Below are 20,669 nucleotides of genomic sequence, written 5' to 3'. Positions count from 1 at the left end.
TGGTATAATCATGAAAAAGACGGAATCTGTTGGGAGGTATGGAATGAAACGGAATTACACGGCTCTCGCTTTGGCTCTGTGTTTGTGTCTCGCCGGCTGCGGCAAGAAGGCGGAGGCGCCGAAGGAAGAGGAAAAGGCCGCCAAGGCCGTGGCCACGGAGAGTAAGGACGAGGCCTATACGCCTGAAAAGGACAAGGCCGCCGAGGAAAAGGCCCTCTTTGAAAGCGACGACGAAGACAAGAGAAATGCCGCTCTGGAGGCCGCCAGCGACTACATCGCTTTGGTTGAGCTGACCACCAATGCCAAGGGCCAAACGGAGCTGGAGTTTATTAAAAACTACAAGGGCGCGTTGAGCACGGTGGAAATTCCCATTCCCAAGGGGATGACGCCGAATCAGGAATACATCATCTTCTATCGCGACGGTGCCGACGGCATCGTGGGCCCGGTCCACGACACCTACGGCTACTACGCCGTAAACGGCAGCGACGACAGCCTCCTGCGCCACATGGAAAGAACTTACGGCGATTCGGATGAAGAGGAAGATACGGATTCGGTGAAGTCGAAGAAAGACGCCGATGTGTATGGGGATAAGACGAATTCTTCTTATGAATCTTCTGAGGATTCCTCGCGGAGTTCTTCGTCCGGGAAGAAGGGGACTTCTTCCACTTCCGAGAAGAAAACGAGTGATTCTTCTTCTAAAAAGAATACGAGCAAGAAGGGTTCTTCTACTACTTCTTCTACTTCCACGGAAAAAGAATCCTCTTCTTCCAAAGAAAGTAATTAGTATGAAAAAACAGTCTCTGAATGAGGCTGTTTTTTCATACCCGGGGAAGATGCGGATTGTTTTTTCTTTTTCCTTATATCTTATCTACGCTCATTTTTTATCTTTGTTTTCCGATCGCGGACCGAATGATGACTCGTGGTGTTTTCTATTTCGCTTAAAATATGTTCTTAAATGGCTTTTAGACCCGGGGAAGGGGCTAGGGCGTTGCGATTCGCCCTCTGCCCCTTCCCCGGGGCCCCATCCCCCTCCACCCACAAACGCCTTCTATATGTGCGAAGCCCTACCGGGCTTCGATTCCTATTGGGCTTCTTTGCTTTTGATTGATTTTGAGTTGGGCAAAGATACTTTTTCGCCAATAAGAATTCTTCGCCCACCTCACATTCTTCTTTTCCACGACACGGCCCAATTTGTAGAAAATGCCGCAGGCATTTTCTTACAGCTTAAGCGCGGCCAAAAAAGGGGTGGGGGCCCCGGGGGCGGGGAAAATGCGGCCTTCCGCTCTGAGCTCTTTTCCCCGCCCCCGGGTTTCAAAGCCATGAAAGAGTGGAATTTTGAGTTAAGAAAAAAGGGATCGCGAATCACAGAAACTGAGCACTTGGAAAGCAAAGATGTACTTTTGGCGAAGAAAAAAATAAGTTGCTTGAACAAATTCAGTGCGCAATAAAAATAAGGAAAGGATCGATTCCTCTCGATCCTTTCCTTATTTTTAAAAGTCTGCCGGCTTCTCCTCCACTACCATGTCTTCTGCCTTGGCGGCATCGCCGTAGGTGGGGGCGAGGGTGTCTTCAAATGCTTTGATGAAGAATTTTTCTCCGTAGAGTTTTTCGATGATTCCATTCACGCAGTCGAGCATTTCTTTGTTGCCTTTTTTTACGGCGGGGGCAATGTAATCCACATCGCCGAGGGTTTTGATGCCCACGTCGTAGCCGTCGTTTTCAAGTGCCCATGCCAAAACTTCGGTGTTGTCGGTGCTCATAGCGTCGCCGCGGCCGTCTAAGAGGGCGCTGTAGGCTTCGGCGTATTGGTCGTATTTTTGCAGTTTCACTTCGGGGTGTTTTTCGGTGAAGTAGGTTTCCGCCGTGGTGCCTTTGGAGATGATGAGGGTTTTGTCTTTCAGTTGGGAAACGTCGGTGATTTCGCCTTTCGGGGACACGACGCCCAGGGAGACTTTCATGTAGGGCAGCGCAAAGTCGACTTGTTCTTTTCGCTCGTCGGTGACGGTGAAGTTGGCGAGCAAGAGGTCGATTTTGTTGGCGTTCAGGTATTCGACGCGACTTGCGGCTTCCACGGGAATGTATTTGACTTTCACGCCCAGTTCTTCGCCGATGCGATCGCCGAGGGCGATGTCGTAGCCTTTAAATTGGCCTTTTTCGTCCATGTAGCCGAAGGGTTTTTTGTCGCCGAAGACGCCGATGGTGATTTCGCCGGATTTTTTGATTTCGTCGACGGTGCGTACGCCGGCTTTGTCGGCGGCCGGGGCGCCTTCTTCTTCCGCGCCGCCGCAGGCTACGAGGCCCAGGGCGAGTGTGGCGATCATAAGTACGGTAAGCAGTTTTTTCATTTTGTCCTCCTTAGTTGTAATGCAATCCTTCTAAAAATCGGCGGCTTCGTTCGGTGGTCGGGTGCTCGAAAAATTCTTCCGGCCCCGTGTCTTCGATGATGTGGCCTTCTTCCATAAACAAGATGCGGTTCGCGACTTTTCTCGCGAATTCCATCTCGTGGGTGACGATGAGCATGGTTTTTCCCTCTTTTGCCAGCTCGCCGACGAGGGATAAGACTTCCTGCACCATTTCCGGGTCCAGGGCGGCGGTGACTTCGTCGAAGAGGAATATTTCCGGGTCCATGAGCATGGCCCGAAGGATGGCGACGCGCTGTTGCTGGCCGCCGGAGAGGTTTCTCGGAAAGCTTTGGGCTTTGTCTTTGAGTCCCACCCGATCCAAGAGGGCCAGGGCGCGCTTTTCGGCCTCGGCTTTGTCTTCGCCTTTGGCCTTCACGGGCCCGAGGGTAAGGTTGTCGAGGACCGTCATGTGGCCGAAGAGTTCGTAGGACTGAAAGACCATGCCGATTTTTTTCCTGACGCCGGGCATGTCTTTTTCTTCTTTTACGACGCTTTCGCCGTTCAGGAGAATGTCGCCTCCCTGAATTTTTTCCAGGCCGTTGATGCAACGAAGCATGGTGCTTTTGCCGCAGCCCGAGGGGCCCAGAACGGCGATGACGTCGCCTTTTTCAACGTTTAGGGAAAAGCCGCTGAAGATGGGGGCGCCGTCGTAGGCTTTTACCATGTCTTTTATTTCCAGTATGGCCATTATGCCTCCTTCCATTTCTTTTCTAAGTGCCCGGCCCATTTGGACAGGGGATAGCAAACCAAAAAGTATAAAATCAAGATGACGAGGTAGATCCAAAGGGCCGCGGAGGCGAATTCCAGCCGCACGGCTTCCACAATTTGTTGCCCGGTTTTGATGACTTCCACGACGCCGATGAGGGCGATGAGGGAGGTGGTTTTGATCATGCGGGTCACGAGGTTCATGGCCTGGGGTATGAGGCGGCGAAGTGCTTGTGGAAGCACGACGTAGCCCATGACCTGAAGGCGGGTGAGGCCGATGGATTGGGCGGCTTCGTATTGGTGTTTCGGAATGGATGAGATGGCGCCGCGGACGAGATCGCCCATTTCCGCCGTGCCCCAGAGGGTGAAGACGATGATGGCGGCGTTAAATCCCGAGATATGCACGCCCAGGGCCCGCGCCATGCCGAAGTAGACGATAAAGAGGAGCACGAGTTGGGGCATGAGGCGCATGAATTCCAAGTAGATTTTCGAAAGGATTTTGATGACCGGGGATTTTTTGGTCATGGTCCAGCCGAATACGAGGCCGAAGAGGATGGAGAGGGCCACGGAGATGAGAGACACGCGCAGGGTAACGGAGAGGCCTTTCAGGAGTCTTGTGATTGTATGTGGATTAAGCAATAGCGCTTGTGCCGATGCCACGTCGCATCCTCCTTTCAAGCAGGCTGAAGATCACGGCTACGGGAACCAGGATCACCAGGTAAGATAAGACCAAGAGCAAGAGGGCTTCGTCGGTTTCGTAGTAGATGCCGATTAAGTCTTTTGCCACGTACATAAGATCCGCCAGGGCCACGGCGCTGAAGACGGAGGTTTCTTTCAAGAGAAAGATGGTGTTGGCGCCCAAAGAGGGGATGGCGATGGCCAATGCCTGGGGCAGGACGACGTGGCGGATGCGCTGGTGCTTGGTGAGGCCGATGGCCATGGCCGCTTCGATCTGCCGCACATCCACGGCTTCGATGCCGGAGCGGAAGGACTCAGCCATGTAGCTTGCCCCGAGAAAGATCAGGCCCACGACGGCGCAGGCTTCCGAGGATAGGACGATGCCGATCTTCGGCAGGCCGAAGTAGAGAAAAAACAGTTGAATCAACAGGGGGGTATTTCTGGAGATTTCTATGTAGGCTTTGGCCAAGCCGTTTAGGACGGGGACTTTTTCCACCCGAATAAAGGCGAGGATGAGCCCCAAGAGGACGGATCCCGCCACCCCGATGAGCCCGATAGACAGGGTAAGCTTCGCCGCCGCAGCGTACTGCGGCAGCATGGCCACGAGAAATTCTCGGTTCATGACAACTCCTTTCAGGCAAATAAAAAAGCGAGCCGAAGCCCGCTTCAAGATGCCTATGGAAAATAACAATCAGGACAAAGCCATGTCGTTTCCCAACATCTGCGCAGGCAAATAACCCGTACAACAACAGGTACAGGAACAAGCACATTTGCAGATGCTTTGGAATAAGGTGTTCATGGTTTCTCCTTTTGATTTTTTCTTATCATAACACGGCACCCTTGCCTTGTCAAACCAATTTACTCTGATTTTCCCTTTTTCGGACTAAAGCGTTTCGTTTAAGAGGCCTTCCAGGATTTTGATGGCACCGTCGATTTCATCTTTCGTCGTGTTGTAATCGGTGACGAAGCGGACGGGGACAGTGCCGTCTTCTTTCGGGCCCATAATGTCGAATTGGCCGTGTTTTTCCAACTCGTCGGCCACAGCTTTCGGCAGGCGAATAAATAATTGATTGCTCTCGGGGGGATAGATAAATTCCACGTCCAGGTAGGCGAGTTCTCGGGCGAGGTAGCTGGCGGCCCCATTGGCGGCGCGGCCGTTTTCGAAAAAGAGGTCGTCGGTGAAGAGGGCTTCGTACTGGGCGCCCAGGGTAAAGCCTTTGGCCATCAAGAGGGCACGCTGTTTTTGGAAGTAGATAAATTCCCGGGCCAGGTCCTCGTTTTTAAAGACCAAAGCTTCGCCGAAGAGGGCACCGTTTTTCGTGCCGCCGACGGAGAAGATATCGGCGTAGTCCATGTATTCGGAAAGCTTCACGTCATTGACCTCGCTTGTGAGGGCGCTGGCCATGCGGGCGCCGTCGATGTAGACGGGAAGAGAATATTTGTCGGCCACTTTTTTAATGGCGGCGAGCTCTTCTTTTCGGTAGACGAGGCCGGTTTCCGTGGTGTTTGATAGGTAGATGATGCCGGGAAGGACATTGTGGAAGTCGCCGAAGGATGCGATGAATTCGTCGAGCACCTCGGGATCGTATTTGCCTGCTTCGGTTTTTACAGTGACCACTTTGTGGCCCGCCGCTTCCATGGCGCCCACTTCGTGTCCCACGACGTGGCCCAGATCAGCACTTACGATGGCTTCATGGGGGCGGAGGTGGAAGGTGAGGGCCAGGACATTGGCCGCCGTGCCGCCGTGGACGAAGTGCACGGGGTAGTCGCCGCCTGCAGCTTCCTGAATCAGGCGCGTGGCCCGCTCCGTGTGGGGATCGAAGCCGTAGCCCATATTTCCCTCGCCGTCGGTGGCAGCCAGGGCTTTCAATACATTCGGATGGCATAAATCGTGGTAGTCGTTTCTGAAATTAAACATAGGCACCCCTTTTTCATTGTCTTTTTGTTTTTGTCATTATATCATAGGTCCGAAAGGAAGGATCCTATGAAAAAGAATCGCCACGGCGCCGATCTCTACGCCTTGGAAACAAAATACCACTACCGCCCGGAAGACATACGGGATTTTTCGTCGAACATCAATCCCCTGGGCCCTTCGCCGAAAGCCATGGAGGCGGCGGCGAAAAACATTCGGGCTCTGTGTCACTACCCGGATCCGGAGTACCGGAAATTGAAGGCGGCCATTGGTGATTACCTGAAGGTGGATCAGGCGGCCGTGCTCTTGGGAAGCGGCACGTCGCAACTGATTCAGGAGGCCATCGCCTTTCTGAAGCCCGCCCGGGCCTTGATCAACAGCCCCTGTTACAGCGAGTACGCCCGGGAGCTGGAAAAGGTCGGGGCGGAGATTTTTGAATACCGCCTGGACTACCACAAAAATTTCTCCATCGACGTGGACGAAATCATCGCGCGGATCAACGAGGAGGCCGTGGATCTTTACGTGCTCACCAATCCCAACAATCCCACGGGCTCCATTTTAACCCGGGCGGACGTGGCGCGGATTTTAGACGAGACCTCCGCCCACGTGTTGGTGGATGAAACCTACATCGAATTTACGGATCCCGCCATTTACTCCGCCGTATCTTTGGTAAAAAGCCGCGAAAAACTCATCGTGATTCGCGGCACGAGCAAATTTTTCGCCACGCCGGGGATTCGCCTGGGCTACGCCGTGACCGGGGATGAGGCCCTTCATGCGGCCCTTGCCGCGGATCTTTCCATGTGGGGGATCAACGCCATGGCCGATGTCATGGGGCGGGTCATGTTTCAGGATGCGGCTTTTCGCGAGGAAAGCTTTCGCCTGATTCAGCGGGAGAAGGCCAAGGTCATCGCCGCTTTGGAGGCCAACGACGCCCTGAAGGTGTTTCCCTCCTACGGAAATTTCGTCTTGGTGAAAATAATAGATCGACGTCATGGGGCGGCGGATCTTCGCGAAGCCCTTCTCGCGCAGAAAATGGTGATCCGGGACTGCTCGAATTTTAAGAATTTAGACGAGCGTTTCTTCCGCTTCTGCCTCTTGGATCCGGAATCCAACGAGGCTCTGGTGAAGGCCATCGACGATTTCTTTAAAACGTCTTAGCCGAAAACGGCTTGATTTCGCCATTGCAACCTGTGGTTGCGAAAATTCCAAGGCCTGTGTATGGCATGCAACCGGCTCATGGCGTATTCTTTTTTCAGAAAGCGAACCGACTATGTTTACAAGGAGTGTCTCATGTTATTTTCTGAAAAGCTCGTCTACCTAAGGAAAAAATCCGGCCTCACCCAGGAAGCCTTGGCCGAGGCCTTGGGCGTGTCCCGCCAATCCGTTTCGAAGTGGGAAGCAGCCGGTGCCATGCCCGAAATGGCGAAGATCATCGAAATCAGCAAGTACTTTCACGTGTCCACGGACTTTTTGCTCTTGGATTCCATGGATCCCTCCGAGGATGGGGCGGATCAGCCGGCGGAAGAAGCCCTCTCGTCCGTTGCATTGGAAGATGCCGATGCCTACATGAATTACCTCGCCGACCGCGCGCCGAAGGTGGCCCTGGCCGTGAGCCTGTTTATTCTCTCCGCCATTCCGCCTATCCTGGCCGGCATTGCCGATACCGACGCCGCCTACACCTTGGGCATCATTGCCACCCTTGCCGTGGTGGCCGTGGGCGTCTTTCTTCTGGTCTTCGGCCCGAAAATGCCCGACGATTTCGAGGCCTTCGACGAACCCGTGGATACGGCCTACGGCGTGGACGGTGTCGTAAAAAAACGCAAGGAGAACTACGCTCCTCTTCACAGCCGCCGCTTGAGCGCCGGGATTATTCTGTGTATTCTCTCCGCCGCGCCCATGCTCTTTTCCTCGGCGGCGGGAAGAGGCGATGCCTTTACCACCACGGGCTTTGCGACCACATTATGTATCGTGGCGGCCGGCGTCTTTTTCATCGTGCGCACTTCGGTCATCGAGGCGGGCTTCGATAAGATTTTGGAACAGGGGGATTATACCCGCCGCAAAAAAATCGCCCGTCGCCGCACAGCGCCTATTCAACGGGCCTACTACCTTTCGATGCTCTTGATCTTTTTGGCCCTGTCCTTTTACACGAACAAGTGGCAGTGGACGTGGATTCTTTGGCCCGGGGCGGCGCTGGTCAACGTCATCTGCCGCAGCATCGCCGAGTCCATTCGGGCCTTCGACGAAGACTAGCCGGCTTCCCTACTTCAGCCCGTAAATTTTCCCAATAAAAAATCCCCCACCGCTTGGTGAGGGACATTTTTATGCTTATCTTTGAGCCAATTCGTGGTCGAAGATGTAGAGGCCGTTCCAGGATTCGTTGATGCGTTCCAGACGTTCGACGATGGAGCGGAAGGTGTCTTCTTCTTCCCGTTGTTCTTCGATGAACTTGTTCAGGAATTCTTGGGTATCTAAGCAGCCCGCTTCGATGGCTTCTTTGTAGATGGCCTTGATGCGACTCGTAACTTCTTGTTCGTGTTCGTAAGCGGCACGGAAGGTGTCGGTGAAGTTACCGAATTCCTTCGGCGGTTTGGCGATGGCTTCGTATTCCGGAGCCCAGTCCATTTCTTGAAGGAAATCGTAGAATTCTTTGGCGTGTTCCATTTCTTCCTTGGCTTGATGGACGAAGAAGTGGTCGAAACCGGACATGCCTTGGGTGTCCATGTAGTTGGCCATGGCCATGTAAATGTAGGCCGATTCGATTTCAAAGTTAAGTTGTTCGTTCAGTTTTTTGCTTAATTCATTGGACATAGTATTCCTCCTAGTCTTACTCCTAAAAGTACGGTTCATAAACGCCATACACCGGCACGCCTTTCTTTACGAGGAGTGCCAGGACAGTGGGGATTTCATCGACTTCCAACTTGAGACGAATGCCGTTGTAGCGAAACAGACAACGCCCGGCATAGGGGCTGTCGGGCTTGTTTAATAGGTCCATGAGCTCGCCGATGTGCGCATCCATATCGCCGATTTGGAAAAAGACGTTCCGCAAACCGGCTTGATCTCTGTTGATTGTTTTTATTAAAAGTGTATCGTGCATGAACGTAACCCCCCGAACTCTGTTCGCATTACTTATACCCGAGGGATTCGGTTTTAATCGCTTTCGATACGAATATTGTCGATTTCCGTAAGGCCCCCCACGGTGATTTCCACGCGGCTCAGGTCCTTGAGATGAAAGGCGGGGTTTTCTTTCGCCATGGCGCTTTTCGTGAAGCGCACCGTCTCCAGTGCCCGCTTGTATTCCCACTTTTTCGCCGCGTACTGCCATTTTAAAAGGCCGGTTTCGTGGGCGGCGTGGAGCGCGTCTTTTTTCGGAGTAATGTGTACGGCTTCGCCGGCGGCGTCGATCAAGGTGATTTTAATATCGGCGCGGCCGCTTTTTGCCGCCACGTCCAGTGCGAAGGCCCCCTCCCCTCCCCCGTCTACGTTCAGGGCGTAGGTGCCGATGAGTCGGGCCACGTGATTGGTGCCGCCGCGATCGGAGGGAATGAAGGCGCCTTCCTGATAGGTGGTGGCGCCTTTTATATCCGGCTCGGCGCCTGAGGCGGTGGTAAGGTCCGCGTCTTCTTCGAAATCGGCGAGGACGCGGCTCTTCGGCTGGGTGGCGAGGGCAAAGCCCGATTGAGGCAGGTAGGCTTTCATGTCATTCAATACTTCCCGGTCTTCGATAAAGGCGTAGGCCGCCACTTCAAGGAAGCGCTCTTGATCGGCTTTGTCCAAAATGTTTCCCGTGGCCAGGGCCAGGGCGGCGAGGCCCTCTCGATCCAGGCGGCCCCAGTTGGAATTAAATTGGCTGTGATTGGCGTAGTCCACAAAGAGCTGGCCCCGCCAGGCGCCGGCGCGGAGGTATTGATCCATGCCTTCCAGGGAGGACACGTCTTGATCCCAGGCTCCGGTGACGAGGAAGTAGGGCACATTTAAATCCACGGGCCGGTCCCCGGGCTTGTACTGGCCGTCGGTGGGGGCCACGGCCAGGACGCCGGCCACCTTGATGTCTTTCGTGGCTCGGCCGGTGTCGGGATTGTAGGGCAATTCGGCGAAGGATGCCGCCACGGCCGCCGCCTCGCCGCCGCGGCTGTGGCCGCCGAGAAAGACGCGGTCTCGATCGATGCGGTCCTTGAAGCGGGGATCGTTCAGAATTTTGTCGGCGTGATCCAAGAGGCTCAGGGCCCGGGCGTCGTTTTCGCCGGAAAGGCCCTTGCCGAAGTAGGCGTTAAAATGGGATTGCTCCACGGATTGAAAGGCCACGCCCCGCGCCGCCAAGTAGCGGCCCAAATACTCGTAGCCCCCTTTGTTGTCTTCGATCATGTTGTGATTGCCGTGAACGAAGACGAGGAGAGGGGCATTTTTTGCGCCCACGGGCAGGTACAGATCCCCTTCGTAGGGCACGTGGGCCGGCGTGTAGCCGAAAAACAGTTTCCGCCAGCGGTCCTGGCCCTTGGGCAGGCGCAGGTAGGAGGCGTAATTTTCCTCCCCGTAGTCGTAGGCGCTTTTCGGGCCGTAAGTAATTTTTTCTACCTTATAGGCGGCGGGAATCGTCTTCTCTGCACGGGCCACGTCCGGGCGGGTCTTCGGGCCGGGCCATGCGCAGACAAAGATGAGCCCCGCCATAAGGAGGCCGCCGAGAAGGGCTGCCATGGGATAGAGCTTCCGCGCCCCCATGCCCAGGGCGAATAGCCAAATGATCGCCACCACGGCGGCGGTGGCACCGTAGATGTAGGTATCGGAGGAGGGGCCCAAAAAGGAAGTGGTGCGGAGTACATCCGTCACCTGATAGGCCAGGAGCCCGAGAAGGATGAGCTCCGTCGCCGCCGGAGTAAGGATGGCCGAGGCGAATTTTCTTATGAGGGCGAGGATCCCGAGAAGGGCACAAAAATAGATCCCCCACAGGGCCACGTCGGCCGCGGCGTGGGGAATCTTCGTCTGAAAGTAGAAACCGGGGAATTCGTCGAGGAAAAAGAGCGCCAAGAAGCCTGCGAGCCACGCCAATCGCCCGCCGTTGAATTTGCCTCTATTCAGCTTCTTCCATATCCCCTTCATGGGCACACCCCTTTCCCCGGCAGGGCTTTCTCGCCAGATCTTCGGCGGAGACCACGACAAATTCCACGCCGTCGTCGGTTTCGATTTTTACCTTCACCAAGGCCTGCAAGGTGTTGGTGGAAACCACTACGCCCTTTCCTTCGGCGGTGTAGACCACACGTCCCACGCGGGGCATGATTTTTAAATTGGTCTCGTAGCCCGGCTGTTCGTACCTGAGGCAGCACAAGAGTCTGCCGCAGACGCCGCTGATGGCGTCGGGATTTAGGGAAAGGCCCTGATCCTTGGCCATGTTAATGGATACGGGGGAAAAATCCCCGAGAAAGGATGCGCAGCAGCATTCCCGGCCGCAAATGCCGATGCCGCCTAAAAGCTTGGCTTCGTCGCGAACGCCGATTTGTCTGAGCTCGATGCGGGTGCGGAAAATCGCCGCTAAATCGCGAACCAGGCGGCGGAAATCCACCCGACCGTCGGCGGTGAAGTAAAAGAGGAGCTTGGAATTGTCGAAGGTGTATTCCGCGCTGATCAGGCGCATTTTCAAGCCGTGTTCTTTTATTTTTTCCTCGCAGACCACCATGGCCTCCCGGGCCAGATTGCGATTGGACAGGTGGCGCCTGTCGTCGTCTTCCGTGGCTATGCGAACAATGGGCTTCAGCTCGCCCACGACATCTTCGGCCTCGATGGCCTTGCGCTCCATGGCCACGTAGCCGTATTCCACGCCCCTGGAGGTCTCCACGATGACGCCGCCGTCTAAGGCAGGCTCGGCGTCTTTCGGATCGAAGTAATAAATTTTTCCGCGGCGCTTAAATCGCACGCCGACTACATCTCTCGTCTCTGTCAAATCCACTGGCCTCCCATCGTTAAAAGCAGCCACTCAAAGGCAAAGCTTTTGTTTACATTCATCTCCACGTAGCGCCGCGCCCGGTAGAGAGCATCGATTATGTCGTAGACCCGCATCCCCACGATCTGCGACTGGCAGGCGATGGGCACGCGGTAATCTTTGTTTATAATTGCATTTTCGTCGCCGGTTTCGTAATAAACGGCCATGTCCCGAAAGTAGGCGAGAAAGTGATCGAAGATCTCGGGCAGATGGTCCTTTTCTTCTTCGAAAAAACCCCGCGCCAAAAACACTTCCTCGGGCCGGGACAATACTTTTTCCACGAGGCGATAGCTTTTGTGGCGCCGCTCGGGATCGTAGAGGGCCTCCTCGCTCTTTAAATCCAAAAAGCCCGCCCGGGAGCGCACCGTGGGAAGAATCTTCTCCGGCGATTCGCTTAAGAGGAGAAAACGGGTCTTCTCCGGCGGCTCTTCCAGCACTTTTAAAAGGGCGTTTTGCCCCTCTACGGTGGTGGTGTCGAAGTCCAGGAAGACGAAGACCTTGCCTCCGCCGGCGTAGTCTGTCATGGCCGCCGCCTTCAGCACCTCTTCGATGCGCTCCTTTTTTATGGACGCCTTGGACGTCTTTTTGGACGGGGCGATTTCCACGTAGTCCGGATGATTTTCTCCCCGACCTTCTCCCGAAAGAAAGAGCTTGCAGGAGGGGCAGCTGCCGCAAGGCGCCGCATCACTCGCGCACAGATAGCCCATGGCCAAATGCCTGGCCGCCTCCAGGGCCGCCTCGCCTCTCCCCTTTAAGATATAGGCGTGAAGGCCGGAGTGTAAGAGATCGGCCGTCAAATGTGAATGCCCTTAATCAGGTCGATGGCGAAGACGTGGGCCCCGGCGTGGGTTTCGTCTCGCCCGCTTTTTTTGCCGACGATGCGTTCAAATATTTCTTTTAATTTTTCGTACTGGCTGTTGGTGACGCCGACGACCACCGTCGTGTTTCCCTCTTTCAGGAAGCCGCCGGTGGAGGCCATTTCCGTGACGGAAATTTCCGCCTCCAGCAATTCGTCGATGACGTCGCCGACGAAGCGATCGGCGATAATCGCAAACACCATTTTATCCATGATGCGGCCCCCTTAATACCGATTGTATTCGGCTACGTCGAGAATAAAGATCGTGGCGCCCCCGACGCGCACGTTTAAGGGATAGGGCATAAAGGATTCCCCGGGGGACATGGAGACCATGGATGTGGGCTCTTCCCGCACAGAGCAGTTGGCTTCCATAATGTCGAAGAGCTCGTCCATGTCTTTTTCTTCCACGCCCATTAAAAGGGTGGTGTTGCCCGCTTTTAAGAAGCCTCCGGAAGAAGATAATTTCGTTACGCGGAAGCGCTTTTCGGTCAATGCGTCGATTAAACCCGGTGCGTCCTGATCCTGCACAATAGCGAATATAAGTTTCATTTTACCGGTACTCCTTTTCGATGGCTTCCACGGCGGCCGAAAGCACCTGCTCCGCATCCATGGACGCGTCGATAAAGCAAAGTTCTCCTCGGCGCCGCTCAGCCAAGATTCTATAATAGGCCTCCACCGTGTCCGTGATCTTCTTGTCGGACTCCAGGCGATCGGCGAGGCGATCTTTCATGCGTTCCTTGCCCGTGCCTTCGGGCACATCGAGATACAGGGTGATGTCGGGGACGAGGCCGTCGGTAGCGAAGGCGTTGATTGCTTCCACGGGCGCGAGGCCCAATTGACGGCACAGGCCCTGGTAGACCAGGCTCGAGAAGACGAAGCGTTCCGACAGGACCAAGGCCCCTTCGGCCAGGGCGGGTCGAATCACTTCCTCCACGTGTTGGGCCCGGGCGGCGGCATAAAGCAGCGCCTCGCAGCGCGGATCCATGGCCTCGTTTTTCGGATCCAAAAGAATCTCCCGCACGGCTTCTGAAATGGCCGTGCCGCCGGGCTCTCTCGTGTGGATCACGTCCACGCCTTTTTCCTTAAAGTGACGGCAAATGCCTTCGGCGACGGTGGATTTTCCCGAGCCGTCCGGCCCTTCGATGACGACAAACAATCCTTTCATGGAAACACCCCCTTGGCCTTATTATAACATAGCTCAGTCGAGCTCGTAGGCGTCGAAGCCTTCGGTGAAGCGGGTTTCGATTCCGTAGCTTGCAAAGACTTCATCCAACACCTTGAAGAGAGCGCTGAAGTTTTCCTCGGAAATATTGGCCCCCATGTGGCCGATGCGAATGATGCGGTCGTGGAGTTTTCCGGCGCCTTTAGAGATAAACACGCCCTTGTCCCGGCACTTGGCGAGAAATTCCGTGGCGGAAATCCCGTCGGGCAAACACACGGCGGTGACCGTGTTAGCGAAGGAATCCTTCGGGTAGAGCTCGAAGCCTTCTTTTTCGAAAAGCGCCCGGGTCATCTTGCCGTAGGATTTGTGCAGGGCGACGCTGTCTTTCGTCTCCCAAAGGTCCAGAGCCTTGTTCAGGGCGCCGGTTAAGTGTTCGCTCATGGTGTAGGGGAAGGCGAAATCTTCCTGGCCGCTCATGTAGTTAAGCACATTCATGTAATAGCTCGGGATGGGCTCCTTGCGGCTCCGCATCTTTTCTTCCGCCGCTTCGGAAATGGTAATCATGGAAAGGCCCGTGGGGGCGGAAAGGCATTTTTGCGTGGCGGAAAGCATCATGTCCACGCCGTAGGCGTCGAAGTCGATGTCTTCGCCTCCGAAGGAGGAGACGCAGTCCACGATGGACAAAATGCCGTAGTCCTTCAAGAGATTGCAAATGGCCTTTACGTCGTTGGTGAGGCCCGAGGGAGTTTCGCAGTGGACCATGGTGGCCATGGCGAAGTCAGAATCCTTTTCCAGATAGGCCTTCAACTCATCCAAATCGAAGCCCCGGCGATGGTCCTTTTCGTAAAGGACGGCTTCCCCGCCGAAGAAATTCACGTAATCGGCAAAGCCGCCGCCGAAGACGCCGTTGCTCATGACCAGCACCCGCTCGCCCGGCTCCATCAACGAGCAGACGGCGGCCTCGAGGGCGAGCATCCCTTCGCCCAACATAATCACCGTGGGGCGGTCGGTCTTTACCACGGCGGAAAGGCGCTTCTCCACATTTCTGTGAAAGGCTTCGTAAGCCGGATCCAAGTCCGGATTGGTCACTACCTCGGTCATGGCCGCTTCCACTTCCGGTAAAAGGGTGGTCGGGCCGGCACATAAAATTCGCATGATCGTCTCCTTTATTTCATTCCTATTTTTTCATTCTTACTACCAGTATAACACGGTCGGGGCGGTTGAACGTAGGTGGAAATTGGGGTATACTGATTGCAATCGCGTATTCTATGAGAAATAGGAGGAAATCATGTCATTAAAAGGAACCAAGACCGCAAACAATCTGTTAATCTCCTTCGCAGGGGAATCTCAAGCTACGGCGCGCTACACCATGTACGCCAAACAAGCGGACAAAGACGCTTCCGTTCAAATTAAGAACATCTTCTTGGAAACGGCCCGCAACGAAGAAGAACACGGCAAGCGCTTCTTCAAGTACTTAGTCGACGACTTTAACGAAGACGAACTCGAAGTGAAATGGGACTATCCCGTGGCCTTAGGCAGCACGGAGCTGAACCTGAAAAACGCCGCCGAAGGGGAAGACGGCGAAGCCACCGACATGTATCCGAAATTTGCGGAAATCGCCCGCGAAGAAGGCTTCGATGAAATCGCCGACAACTGGATCGAAATCGCCGAAGTGGAAGAAGCTCACCGGGATCGCTTCCTGAAGCTTTTGGAAAATGTAAAGGAAGACAAGCTCTTTAAGCGCGACGAAGTCGTCCTCTGGAAGTGCAACAACTGCGGCTACATTCACGAAGGCAAGGAAGCGCCGGAAAAATGCCCCGCCTGCTTCCACCCGCAAAAATGGTTTGAACTTTTCGTGGAAACCTATTAAAATAATCCGGAAACCAAGCACCGAGCCTCGGCTTCGGTGCTTTTTTCTTGAAAGGAGAAGCCATGGATCGAAACGAACGGGTGGCCGAAATGAAGGCCATTTTAAACAAACACAATGACGCCGTAAAGGCTTTTAAAAAAGCCCTGGCCGCCTTCGACGAGGCGCAGATCGCCTACGATAAGCTGGATGCCTATTACAGCTCCAAGGATTGGTTCGACGACGTGGACGCCTACGACAAGGGCGAGATCACCGTGGACTGCGGCGTGCTCACGGAAGATGCCGTCTACGATTTAATCGGAGACAATTACGAAATGGCCAAGGAAATGATTCGCGTGGCCAATTCCATTTTTCAAAAACACTGAAAAAGCGGCCTAGAGTGACCCCATAAAGTTGGACTTAATCGAGCAAGCATTTTGCTTGCTCGATTTTGTTTTACATACTCTTCTTTCTATGCAGATTCCATGCGTTCACGGTATTGTTTCGGACTCAGGCCTCCTAACTTTTCTTTGATTCGATCGTTGTTGTAGTAGCGGATAAAGCACTCGATGGTCCGGACGAGTTCTCCCCGACTTCGGTAAACATATCCGTCGTAGATTTCTCTTTTCAGGACGCTGAAGAAGTTTTCCATGGGTGCGTTGTCGTAGCAGTTGCCTTTTCTCGACATGCTTTGGAAGATGTGGTGTTCTTTCAGCATGGCTTGATAGGCGGTCATTTGGTAGCCCCACCCGCGATCGGAGTGGAAGGTGCGGCGGTAGGGGCAGGTGCGGGTTCGTTCGATGGCTTCTTCTAAGCCTTGTAGCATGGTGACGCCGTTGGGCTGATCGGAGAGGACGTAGCTGATGATTTCCAGATTGTACATGTCCATGTACGAATCGAGGTAGAGTTTCTTTGTTTGGAGTTTCCCCACTTTATCTTCGACGTAGTATTTGAATTCCGTGGTGTCGGTGGTAATTTTTTGGTAGGGGATGGAGGTATTGAAGCGTCGATTGATTCGATTTTTCTTGATTTTTCCGACGATGCCTTTGTAGGAGTTGTACTTCTTGTATTTTCTCCTATAGGCACGGACTTGAAGGCCCATGACCTGAACCAATCGTTGAACTTTCTTTTTGTTGATCGCCCAACCCCGGTTCTTCAGCTCCAGGTGGATCCTTCGGTAGCCGTAGTCTTTGTGTTCGTGTCGGATGGCCAAGATTTCATCTTTTAACGCTTGATCCTTATCTTCTTCACTCCACTTTTTCTGCCAGTACATAAAGGTGGATTTTGGAAAGTTGATGGCGGCAAGAATCTTTCTTAGTTGGAATTGTTCTCGGAGTTTGGCGACGATCCTCGCCTTTTGTTCATTTTTTCTTCCCTCGCCAAACTCCTTAGCTGCTCCCAGAACATCTTTTGAATGGTGAGTATTTCGTTCTCCGCTTCTAATTCTTTGATGCGATTTTCCAATGCCTCCCGTGTGGAAGCATCAAGATCTTCACTCGACTTTGAAGGATTTGGTGCTTGATTGCGGTCGCTCGTTTCGTAGCGTGTGATGGCTTCTAACTTAAACTCTACACTGTACTCACGATTATTTCTAGAGCGCATTAACCCTTCATCGCCAAATTGTTTGTAATTGTTCACCCAGCGTCTGATCTGCGATTCGCCGATTTGATACTTATTTTCTAAGACGGGATAGCTTGTCTTCCCGGACAGGTATTCTTCGACGATTTTCTTCTTCAACTCATAACTGTATTTTGCCATTAAAAGACCCCCAAAGGTTGGATTTCTTGGTCCAACTTTTGGGGGTCAGTACATTTCAATGGATAGTTTTTTATATTGCTAATTTAGTTGTTTATCTTTTCATCATTTTTGATTAGCTCAGCTTTTACTAAAAGCCTTTTATCGTTTTTTGGATAGGGGTGACACGCCATTAAAAAGAGTTTCGTCTTTCCTTCTTCTCGTGTAAATTTACTCCAGTCTGTAGGTTCAATCACTTCTTTATCAACTACTTTGTAATAGAGTTCTTCTTCCCTAGTAGTAATTTTTAGCTCATCACCTTTTTCCAACTTATCAATGTTTAAAAAAGATTGCGTTTCGTTTATCCCTCCTCTGTGTCCCGCAAGAACAGTTATAGTATTTTCCTCTGAAGTCGGTATATCTGTATCTTCAACAATACCTGAACCTTCTAATAAAGATTGTTCACTTGTATTGTCACTAATAGGGGTAATTACTCCTATCTTATCAATCCTAAGAACGCCTATAGCTGTATCTTTTATAGAGTCTTTTGATGCAACATTTTGTTCTATCTCTTCAGGTTTATTCTCCTGTTCGTAATTTTCAAAAGGAGGTAATTCTTGTTTTATTTGTTTTTCCAGATTAATAGATTCTTCTTTCTTTAATTCTATCCTCTTATGGTTTAGGAATAGAAAAGCAATAGAAAAAACAATGAATATTAACCCGACTGCAAGAAGAAATTTACTTAGATGATCTTTTTTTTGCTTATTTGACATTTTTCTTTCTTCTTGATTTTATTCTCTTTTTTCTTTGAATTCCAGCAAAAGTAGAAAGATTACCAAGTCCTAGTAAAATCCAAGCATAGGTTGATGGATTTAATCCGTTTCCTGTTTTAGGTAGAGGCTTACCTGGTAAAGGAGTCTTAGGAATATTTGGTTTAACTGGTGTTCCAGGGTTATTTGGCTTTTCTGGCTCTTTTGGAGTTTCAGGCTTATTTGGTTCTTGTGGGTGATTAGGTTTATTTGGTTCCTGTGGGTCATTAGGTTTATTTGGTGTACTTGGTTCTTCTGGCTTACCTGGCTCTTTTGGTTTTTCTTCTTTATTTACAATTGTAAAACCATCTTTCATATTGCCAAGATAATTGACATCAAACCATCTTCCATCTAGTTTTATTGTATTTCCAGATTCGCCAATTTCTTTTATCGTATAGTGGTAGTCATGCGTTGAATTTGCACCTTTCTTAACATCTAAGTTCTTGAATTCTCCACTCCAATTATTATCTTTATTTAACTCAAGAATTTTCCCTGTAGCTTTTCCATCTCTATATAGTTCAACCACGATTTTGTCTACTGGTTTATTTCCATATAAAGTCCAGTCTTTCTTAACTTTAATAGTTATAGTATCTGGTTCAGATGGTGTTGGTGGTGTAGGCGGTGTTTTAGGCTCTTCTTTATTTGTTACTGTAAAGCCATCTTTCATAGACCCACTGTAATTTACTTTGTACCAATGCCCATTCAGCTTAATTGATCCAGTTTCTTCTCCGACTTCTTTTACTGAGTATTTAAAGGCCTCTTTTGAATCTACTTTTTCTACTACGTCTAAGTCTTTAAATTCTCCACTCCAATTATTGGCTTTGTTTAGTTCTAGCTTTTTGCCTGTAGATTTTCCGTCTCTGTAGAGTTCTACTTCGATTTTGTCTACTGGTGCGGATATTTCTTTTCCGTCTTTGTCTTGCCAAATCTTTTCAACCTTGATGTCTTCCTTTGGTGGATCTAGTGGTGTTGGAGGGATTGTTGGCTCTTCTTCGTTAGTTATAGTGAATCCATCTTTCATACTTCCGCTATATTTTACTTCGTATTTATTATTTCCTATAACTACTTTACCTTTTTCTTCCCCAACTTCTTTGACTGAGTATTCGTAGGCTTTTTCTGAGTCTAATTTTTCTACTACGTCTAAGTCTTTAAATTCTCCACTCCAATTATTGGCTTTGTTTAGTTCTAGCTTTTTGCCTGTAGATTTTTCGTCTCTGTAGAGTTCTACTTCGATTTTGTCTACTGGTGCGGATATTTCTTTTCCGTCTTTGTCTTGCCAAATCTTTTCAACCTTAATGTCTTCCTTTGGTGGATCAAGTGGTGTTGGAGGGATTGTTGGTTCTTCTTCGTTAGTTATAGTGAATCCATCTTTCATACTTCCGCTATATTTTACTTCGTATTTATTGTTTCCTATAGCCACTTTGCCTTTTTCTTCCCCAACTTCTTTGACTGAGTATTCGTAGGCTTTTTCTGAGTCTAATTTTTCTACTACGTCTAAGTCTTTAAATTCCCCACTCCAATTATTGGCTTTGTTTAGTTCTAGCTTTTTGCCTGTAGATTTTCCGTCTCTGTAGAGTTCTACTTCGATTTTGTCTACTGGTGCGGATATTTCTTTTCCGCCTTTGTCTTGCCAAATCTTTTCAACCTTGATGTCTTCCTTTGGTGGATCTAGTGGTGTTGGAGGGATTGTTGGCTCTTCTTCGTTAGTTATAGTGAATCCATCTTTCATACTTCCGCTATATTTTACTTCGTATTTATTGTTTCCTATAACTACTTTGCCTTTTTCTTCTCCGACTTCTTTTACTGTGTATTCGTAGGCTTTTTCTGAGTCTACTTTTTCCAATACATCTAAGTCTTTGAATTCTCCACTCCACTTGTTGGCTTTGTTTAGTTCTAGATTTTTGCCTGTAGCTTTTCCATCTTTGTAGAGTTCTACTTCTATTTTTTCTACTGGGGCTGCTATTTCTTTTCCATCTTTATCTTCCCAAGCTTTTTTTACTTTAACGTCTGTCTTTGATGGTGTTATTGGTGTCCATGGGCTTGATTTTTCCTCTAACTTATTTGTTACTTTAAAGCCTTCTTCCATGCTTCCGTTATAGCTTACTTTGTATTTACTGTCCCCTATGGTAATGCTTCCGTCTTTTTCGCCAACTTCTTTTACTGTATATTCGTAGGCCTTTTCTGAATCTGTCTTTTCTACTACGTCCAAATCTTTAAATTCTGCTTTCCAATTGTTAGCTTTGTTTAGTTTTTTCTTTTCACCTGTGGCATTTCCATCTTTGTAGAGTTCTACTTCAATTTCTTCTACTGGGGCTGCTATTTCTTTCCCATCTTTATCTTCCCAAGCTTTTTTTACTTTAACGTCTGTCTTTGATGGTGTTATTGGTGTCCATGGAGTTGGTGATTTGATTTTATTGTAATAGCTAGATAATAAATTTAATCTAATATTGTCACGTGAACTATAGTTATTGCTTTGTCCAATATATTCAAACCAAGTCTCACCTACGGCTTCTTTGAATAATTCTTCATATTCGCCGTCGTCTTCAAAATAGTTCTTGTTGTTTCTATCTAACTTGTCATAGCTGTTCGCAAAA

Annotated in this window: 24 protein-coding genes; 6 read left to right on the top strand and 18 right to left on the bottom strand. The window is 50.9% G+C overall.

The window, feature by feature from the left end; genetic code table 11:
- The first annotated feature begins 43 nt into the window (after positions 1-43).
- Both OCV31_RS06550 and OCV31_RS06545 read left to right on the top strand, forming a co-directional pair.
- Positions 44-784 carry a hypothetical protein gene (locus OCV31_RS06550; protein WP_148473626.1) on the top strand — a complete coding sequence of 247 codons (741 nt, stop codon included), beginning with the start codon at positions 44-46 and terminating at the stop codon, positions 782-784.
- Between the two features lies 1 nt (position 785).
- Positions 786-1,448: a hypothetical protein gene (locus OCV31_RS06545; RefSeq protein WP_148473624.1), complete on the top strand. Its 663-nt coding sequence runs from the start codon at positions 786-788 to the stop codon at positions 1,446-1,448.
- Between the two features lie 42 nt (positions 1,449-1,490).
- Here the strand turns inward: OCV31_RS06545 and OCV31_RS06540 are convergent, their stop codons facing one another.
- The 5 genes from OCV31_RS06540 to OCV31_RS06520 all read right to left on the bottom strand — a co-directional run bounded on the left by OCV31_RS06540 (position 1,491) and on the right by OCV31_RS06520 (position 5,703).
- Complete coding sequence (locus OCV31_RS06540) at positions 1,491-2,345, bottom strand: cysteine ABC transporter substrate-binding protein (protein WP_148473622.1); 855 nt, start codon at positions 2,343-2,345, stop codon at positions 1,491-1,493.
- Positions 2,346-2,355: 10 nt separating this feature from the next.
- The gene (locus tag OCV31_RS06535) at positions 2,356-3,090 is read right to left on the bottom strand and encodes an amino acid ABC transporter ATP-binding protein (protein WP_108832010.1); all 735 of its coding nucleotides are present in this window, start codon (positions 3,088-3,090) and stop codon (positions 2,356-2,358) included.
- Positions 3,090-3,767 carry an amino acid ABC transporter permease gene (locus OCV31_RS06530; RefSeq protein WP_199909605.1) on the bottom strand — a complete coding sequence of 226 codons (678 nt, stop codon included), beginning with the start codon at positions 3,765-3,767 and terminating at the stop codon, positions 3,090-3,092. Before OCV31_RS06530 ends, OCV31_RS06535 begins: the two co-directional genes overlap by 1 nt.
- The gene (locus OCV31_RS06525; RefSeq protein ID WP_148473620.1) at positions 3,739-4,407 is read right to left on the bottom strand and encodes an amino acid ABC transporter permease; all 669 of its coding nucleotides are present in this window, start codon (positions 4,405-4,407) and stop codon (positions 3,739-3,741) included. Before OCV31_RS06525 ends, OCV31_RS06530 begins: the two co-directional genes overlap by 29 nt.
- Before the next feature lie 261 nt (positions 4,408-4,668).
- Complete coding sequence (locus OCV31_RS06520; RefSeq protein WP_148473618.1) at positions 4,669-5,703, bottom strand: threonine aldolase family protein; 1,035 nt, start codon at positions 5,701-5,703, stop codon at positions 4,669-4,671.
- 66 nt (positions 5,704-5,769) lie between these two features.
- On the opposite strand from OCV31_RS06520, the gene OCV31_RS06515 reads away from it, so the two are divergent.
- On the top strand, positions 5,770-6,855 hold the full coding sequence (locus OCV31_RS06515) for a pyridoxal phosphate-dependent aminotransferase (RefSeq protein WP_148473616.1): 1,086 nt from the start codon (positions 5,770-5,772) through the stop codon (positions 6,853-6,855).
- 132 nt (positions 6,856-6,987) lie between these two features.
- Entirely contained in the window at positions 6,988-7,947 is a 960-nt protein-coding gene (locus tag OCV31_RS06510; protein WP_267303849.1) for a helix-turn-helix domain-containing protein, read from the top strand.
- 75 nt (positions 7,948-8,022) lie between these two features.
- Here the strand turns inward: OCV31_RS06510 and OCV31_RS06505 are convergent, their stop codons facing one another.
- The 9 genes from OCV31_RS06505 to OCV31_RS06465 are packed head-to-tail and all read right to left on the bottom strand — an operon-like array spanning position 8,023 to position 14,841.
- Positions 8,023-8,505 (bottom strand): ferritin, encoded by a 483-nt coding sequence (locus OCV31_RS06505; RefSeq protein ID WP_148473612.1) that lies wholly within the window; start codon positions 8,503-8,505, stop codon positions 8,023-8,025.
- Positions 8,506-8,527: 22 nt separating this feature from the next.
- On the bottom strand, positions 8,528-8,791 hold the full coding sequence (locus OCV31_RS06500) for a hypothetical protein (protein WP_148473610.1): 264 nt from the start codon (positions 8,789-8,791) through the stop codon (positions 8,528-8,530).
- A 53-nt stretch (positions 8,792-8,844) separates the two neighbouring features.
- Positions 8,845-10,791 carry an alpha/beta hydrolase gene (locus tag OCV31_RS06495; protein ID WP_148473608.1) on the bottom strand — a complete coding sequence of 649 codons (1,947 nt, stop codon included), beginning with the start codon at positions 10,789-10,791 and terminating at the stop codon, positions 8,845-8,847.
- Complete coding sequence (locus OCV31_RS06490) at positions 10,763-11,629, bottom strand: PSP1 domain-containing protein (RefSeq protein WP_148473606.1); 867 nt, start codon at positions 11,627-11,629, stop codon at positions 10,763-10,765. The genes OCV31_RS06495 and OCV31_RS06490 overlap by 29 nt, the downstream gene beginning before the upstream one ends.
- Complete coding sequence (locus tag OCV31_RS06485) at positions 11,626-12,465, bottom strand: DNA polymerase III subunit (RefSeq protein WP_148473604.1); 840 nt, start codon at positions 12,463-12,465, stop codon at positions 11,626-11,628. Before OCV31_RS06485 ends, OCV31_RS06490 begins: the two co-directional genes overlap by 4 nt.
- On the bottom strand, positions 12,462-12,737 hold the full coding sequence (locus OCV31_RS06480; protein ID WP_148473602.1) for a cyclic-di-AMP receptor: 276 nt from the start codon (positions 12,735-12,737) through the stop codon (positions 12,462-12,464). Before OCV31_RS06480 ends, OCV31_RS06485 begins: the two co-directional genes overlap by 4 nt.
- A 12-nt stretch (positions 12,738-12,749) precedes the next feature.
- Positions 12,750-13,073 carry a cyclic-di-AMP receptor gene (locus OCV31_RS06475; RefSeq protein WP_108832022.1) on the bottom strand — a complete coding sequence of 108 codons (324 nt, stop codon included), beginning with the start codon at positions 13,071-13,073 and terminating at the stop codon, positions 12,750-12,752.
- 1 nt (position 13,074) lies between these two features.
- A complete protein-coding gene (gene tmk / locus OCV31_RS06470; RefSeq protein ID WP_148473600.1) occupies positions 13,075-13,689 on the bottom strand; it encodes a dTMP kinase in 615 nt (204 codons plus the stop codon).
- A 33-nt stretch (positions 13,690-13,722) separates the two neighbouring features.
- The gene (locus OCV31_RS06465; protein WP_148473598.1) at positions 13,723-14,841 is read right to left on the bottom strand and encodes a pyridoxal-phosphate-dependent aminotransferase family protein; all 1,119 of its coding nucleotides are present in this window, start codon (positions 14,839-14,841) and stop codon (positions 13,723-13,725) included.
- 130 nt (positions 14,842-14,971) lie between these two features.
- Here OCV31_RS06465 and rbr point away from each other — a divergent pair, with 130 nt between their 5' ends.
- Entirely contained in the window at positions 14,972-15,556 is a 585-nt protein-coding gene (rbr, locus tag OCV31_RS06460; RefSeq protein WP_148473596.1) for a rubrerythrin, read from the top strand.
- 62 nt (positions 15,557-15,618) lie between these two features.
- On the top strand, positions 15,619-15,918 hold the full coding sequence (locus OCV31_RS06455) for a DUF4298 domain-containing protein (protein WP_148473594.1): 300 nt from the start codon (positions 15,619-15,621) through the stop codon (positions 15,916-15,918).
- 86 nt (positions 15,919-16,004) lie between these two features.
- On the opposite strand, the gene OCV31_RS06450 is transcribed toward OCV31_RS06455, so the two are convergent.
- The 4 genes from OCV31_RS06450 to OCV31_RS06435 form a co-directional block, all read right to left on the bottom strand.
- Positions 16,005-16,934, bottom strand: coding sequence for an IS3 family transposase (locus tag OCV31_RS06450; RefSeq protein ID WP_267303855.1), 930 nt, complete (start codon positions 16,932-16,934; stop codon positions 16,005-16,007).
- Complete coding sequence (locus OCV31_RS06445) at positions 16,847-17,290, bottom strand: helix-turn-helix domain-containing protein (RefSeq protein ID WP_267303848.1); 444 nt, start codon at positions 17,288-17,290, stop codon at positions 16,847-16,849. The genes OCV31_RS06450 and OCV31_RS06445 overlap by 88 nt, the downstream gene beginning before the upstream one ends.
- A gap of 83 nt (positions 17,291-17,373) precedes the next feature.
- Complete coding sequence (locus OCV31_RS06440; protein ID WP_148473592.1) at positions 17,374-18,039, bottom strand: class C sortase; 666 nt, start codon at positions 18,037-18,039, stop codon at positions 17,374-17,376.
- The coding region (locus OCV31_RS06435; RefSeq protein ID WP_148473590.1) for a Cna B-type domain-containing protein at positions 18,029-20,669 on the bottom strand (2,641 nt) is incomplete at its 5' end. The genes OCV31_RS06435 and OCV31_RS06440, both read right to left, overlap by 11 nt.

The sequence above is a fragment of the Aedoeadaptatus acetigenes genome, assembly GCF_025566985.1.
Taxonomy (GTDB): domain Bacteria; phylum Bacillota; class Clostridia; order Tissierellales; family Peptoniphilaceae; genus Aedoeadaptatus; species Aedoeadaptatus acetigenes.
Note: the sequence above shows the minus strand (reverse complement) of the source record. Positions and strands in the feature narration are given on the sequence as shown.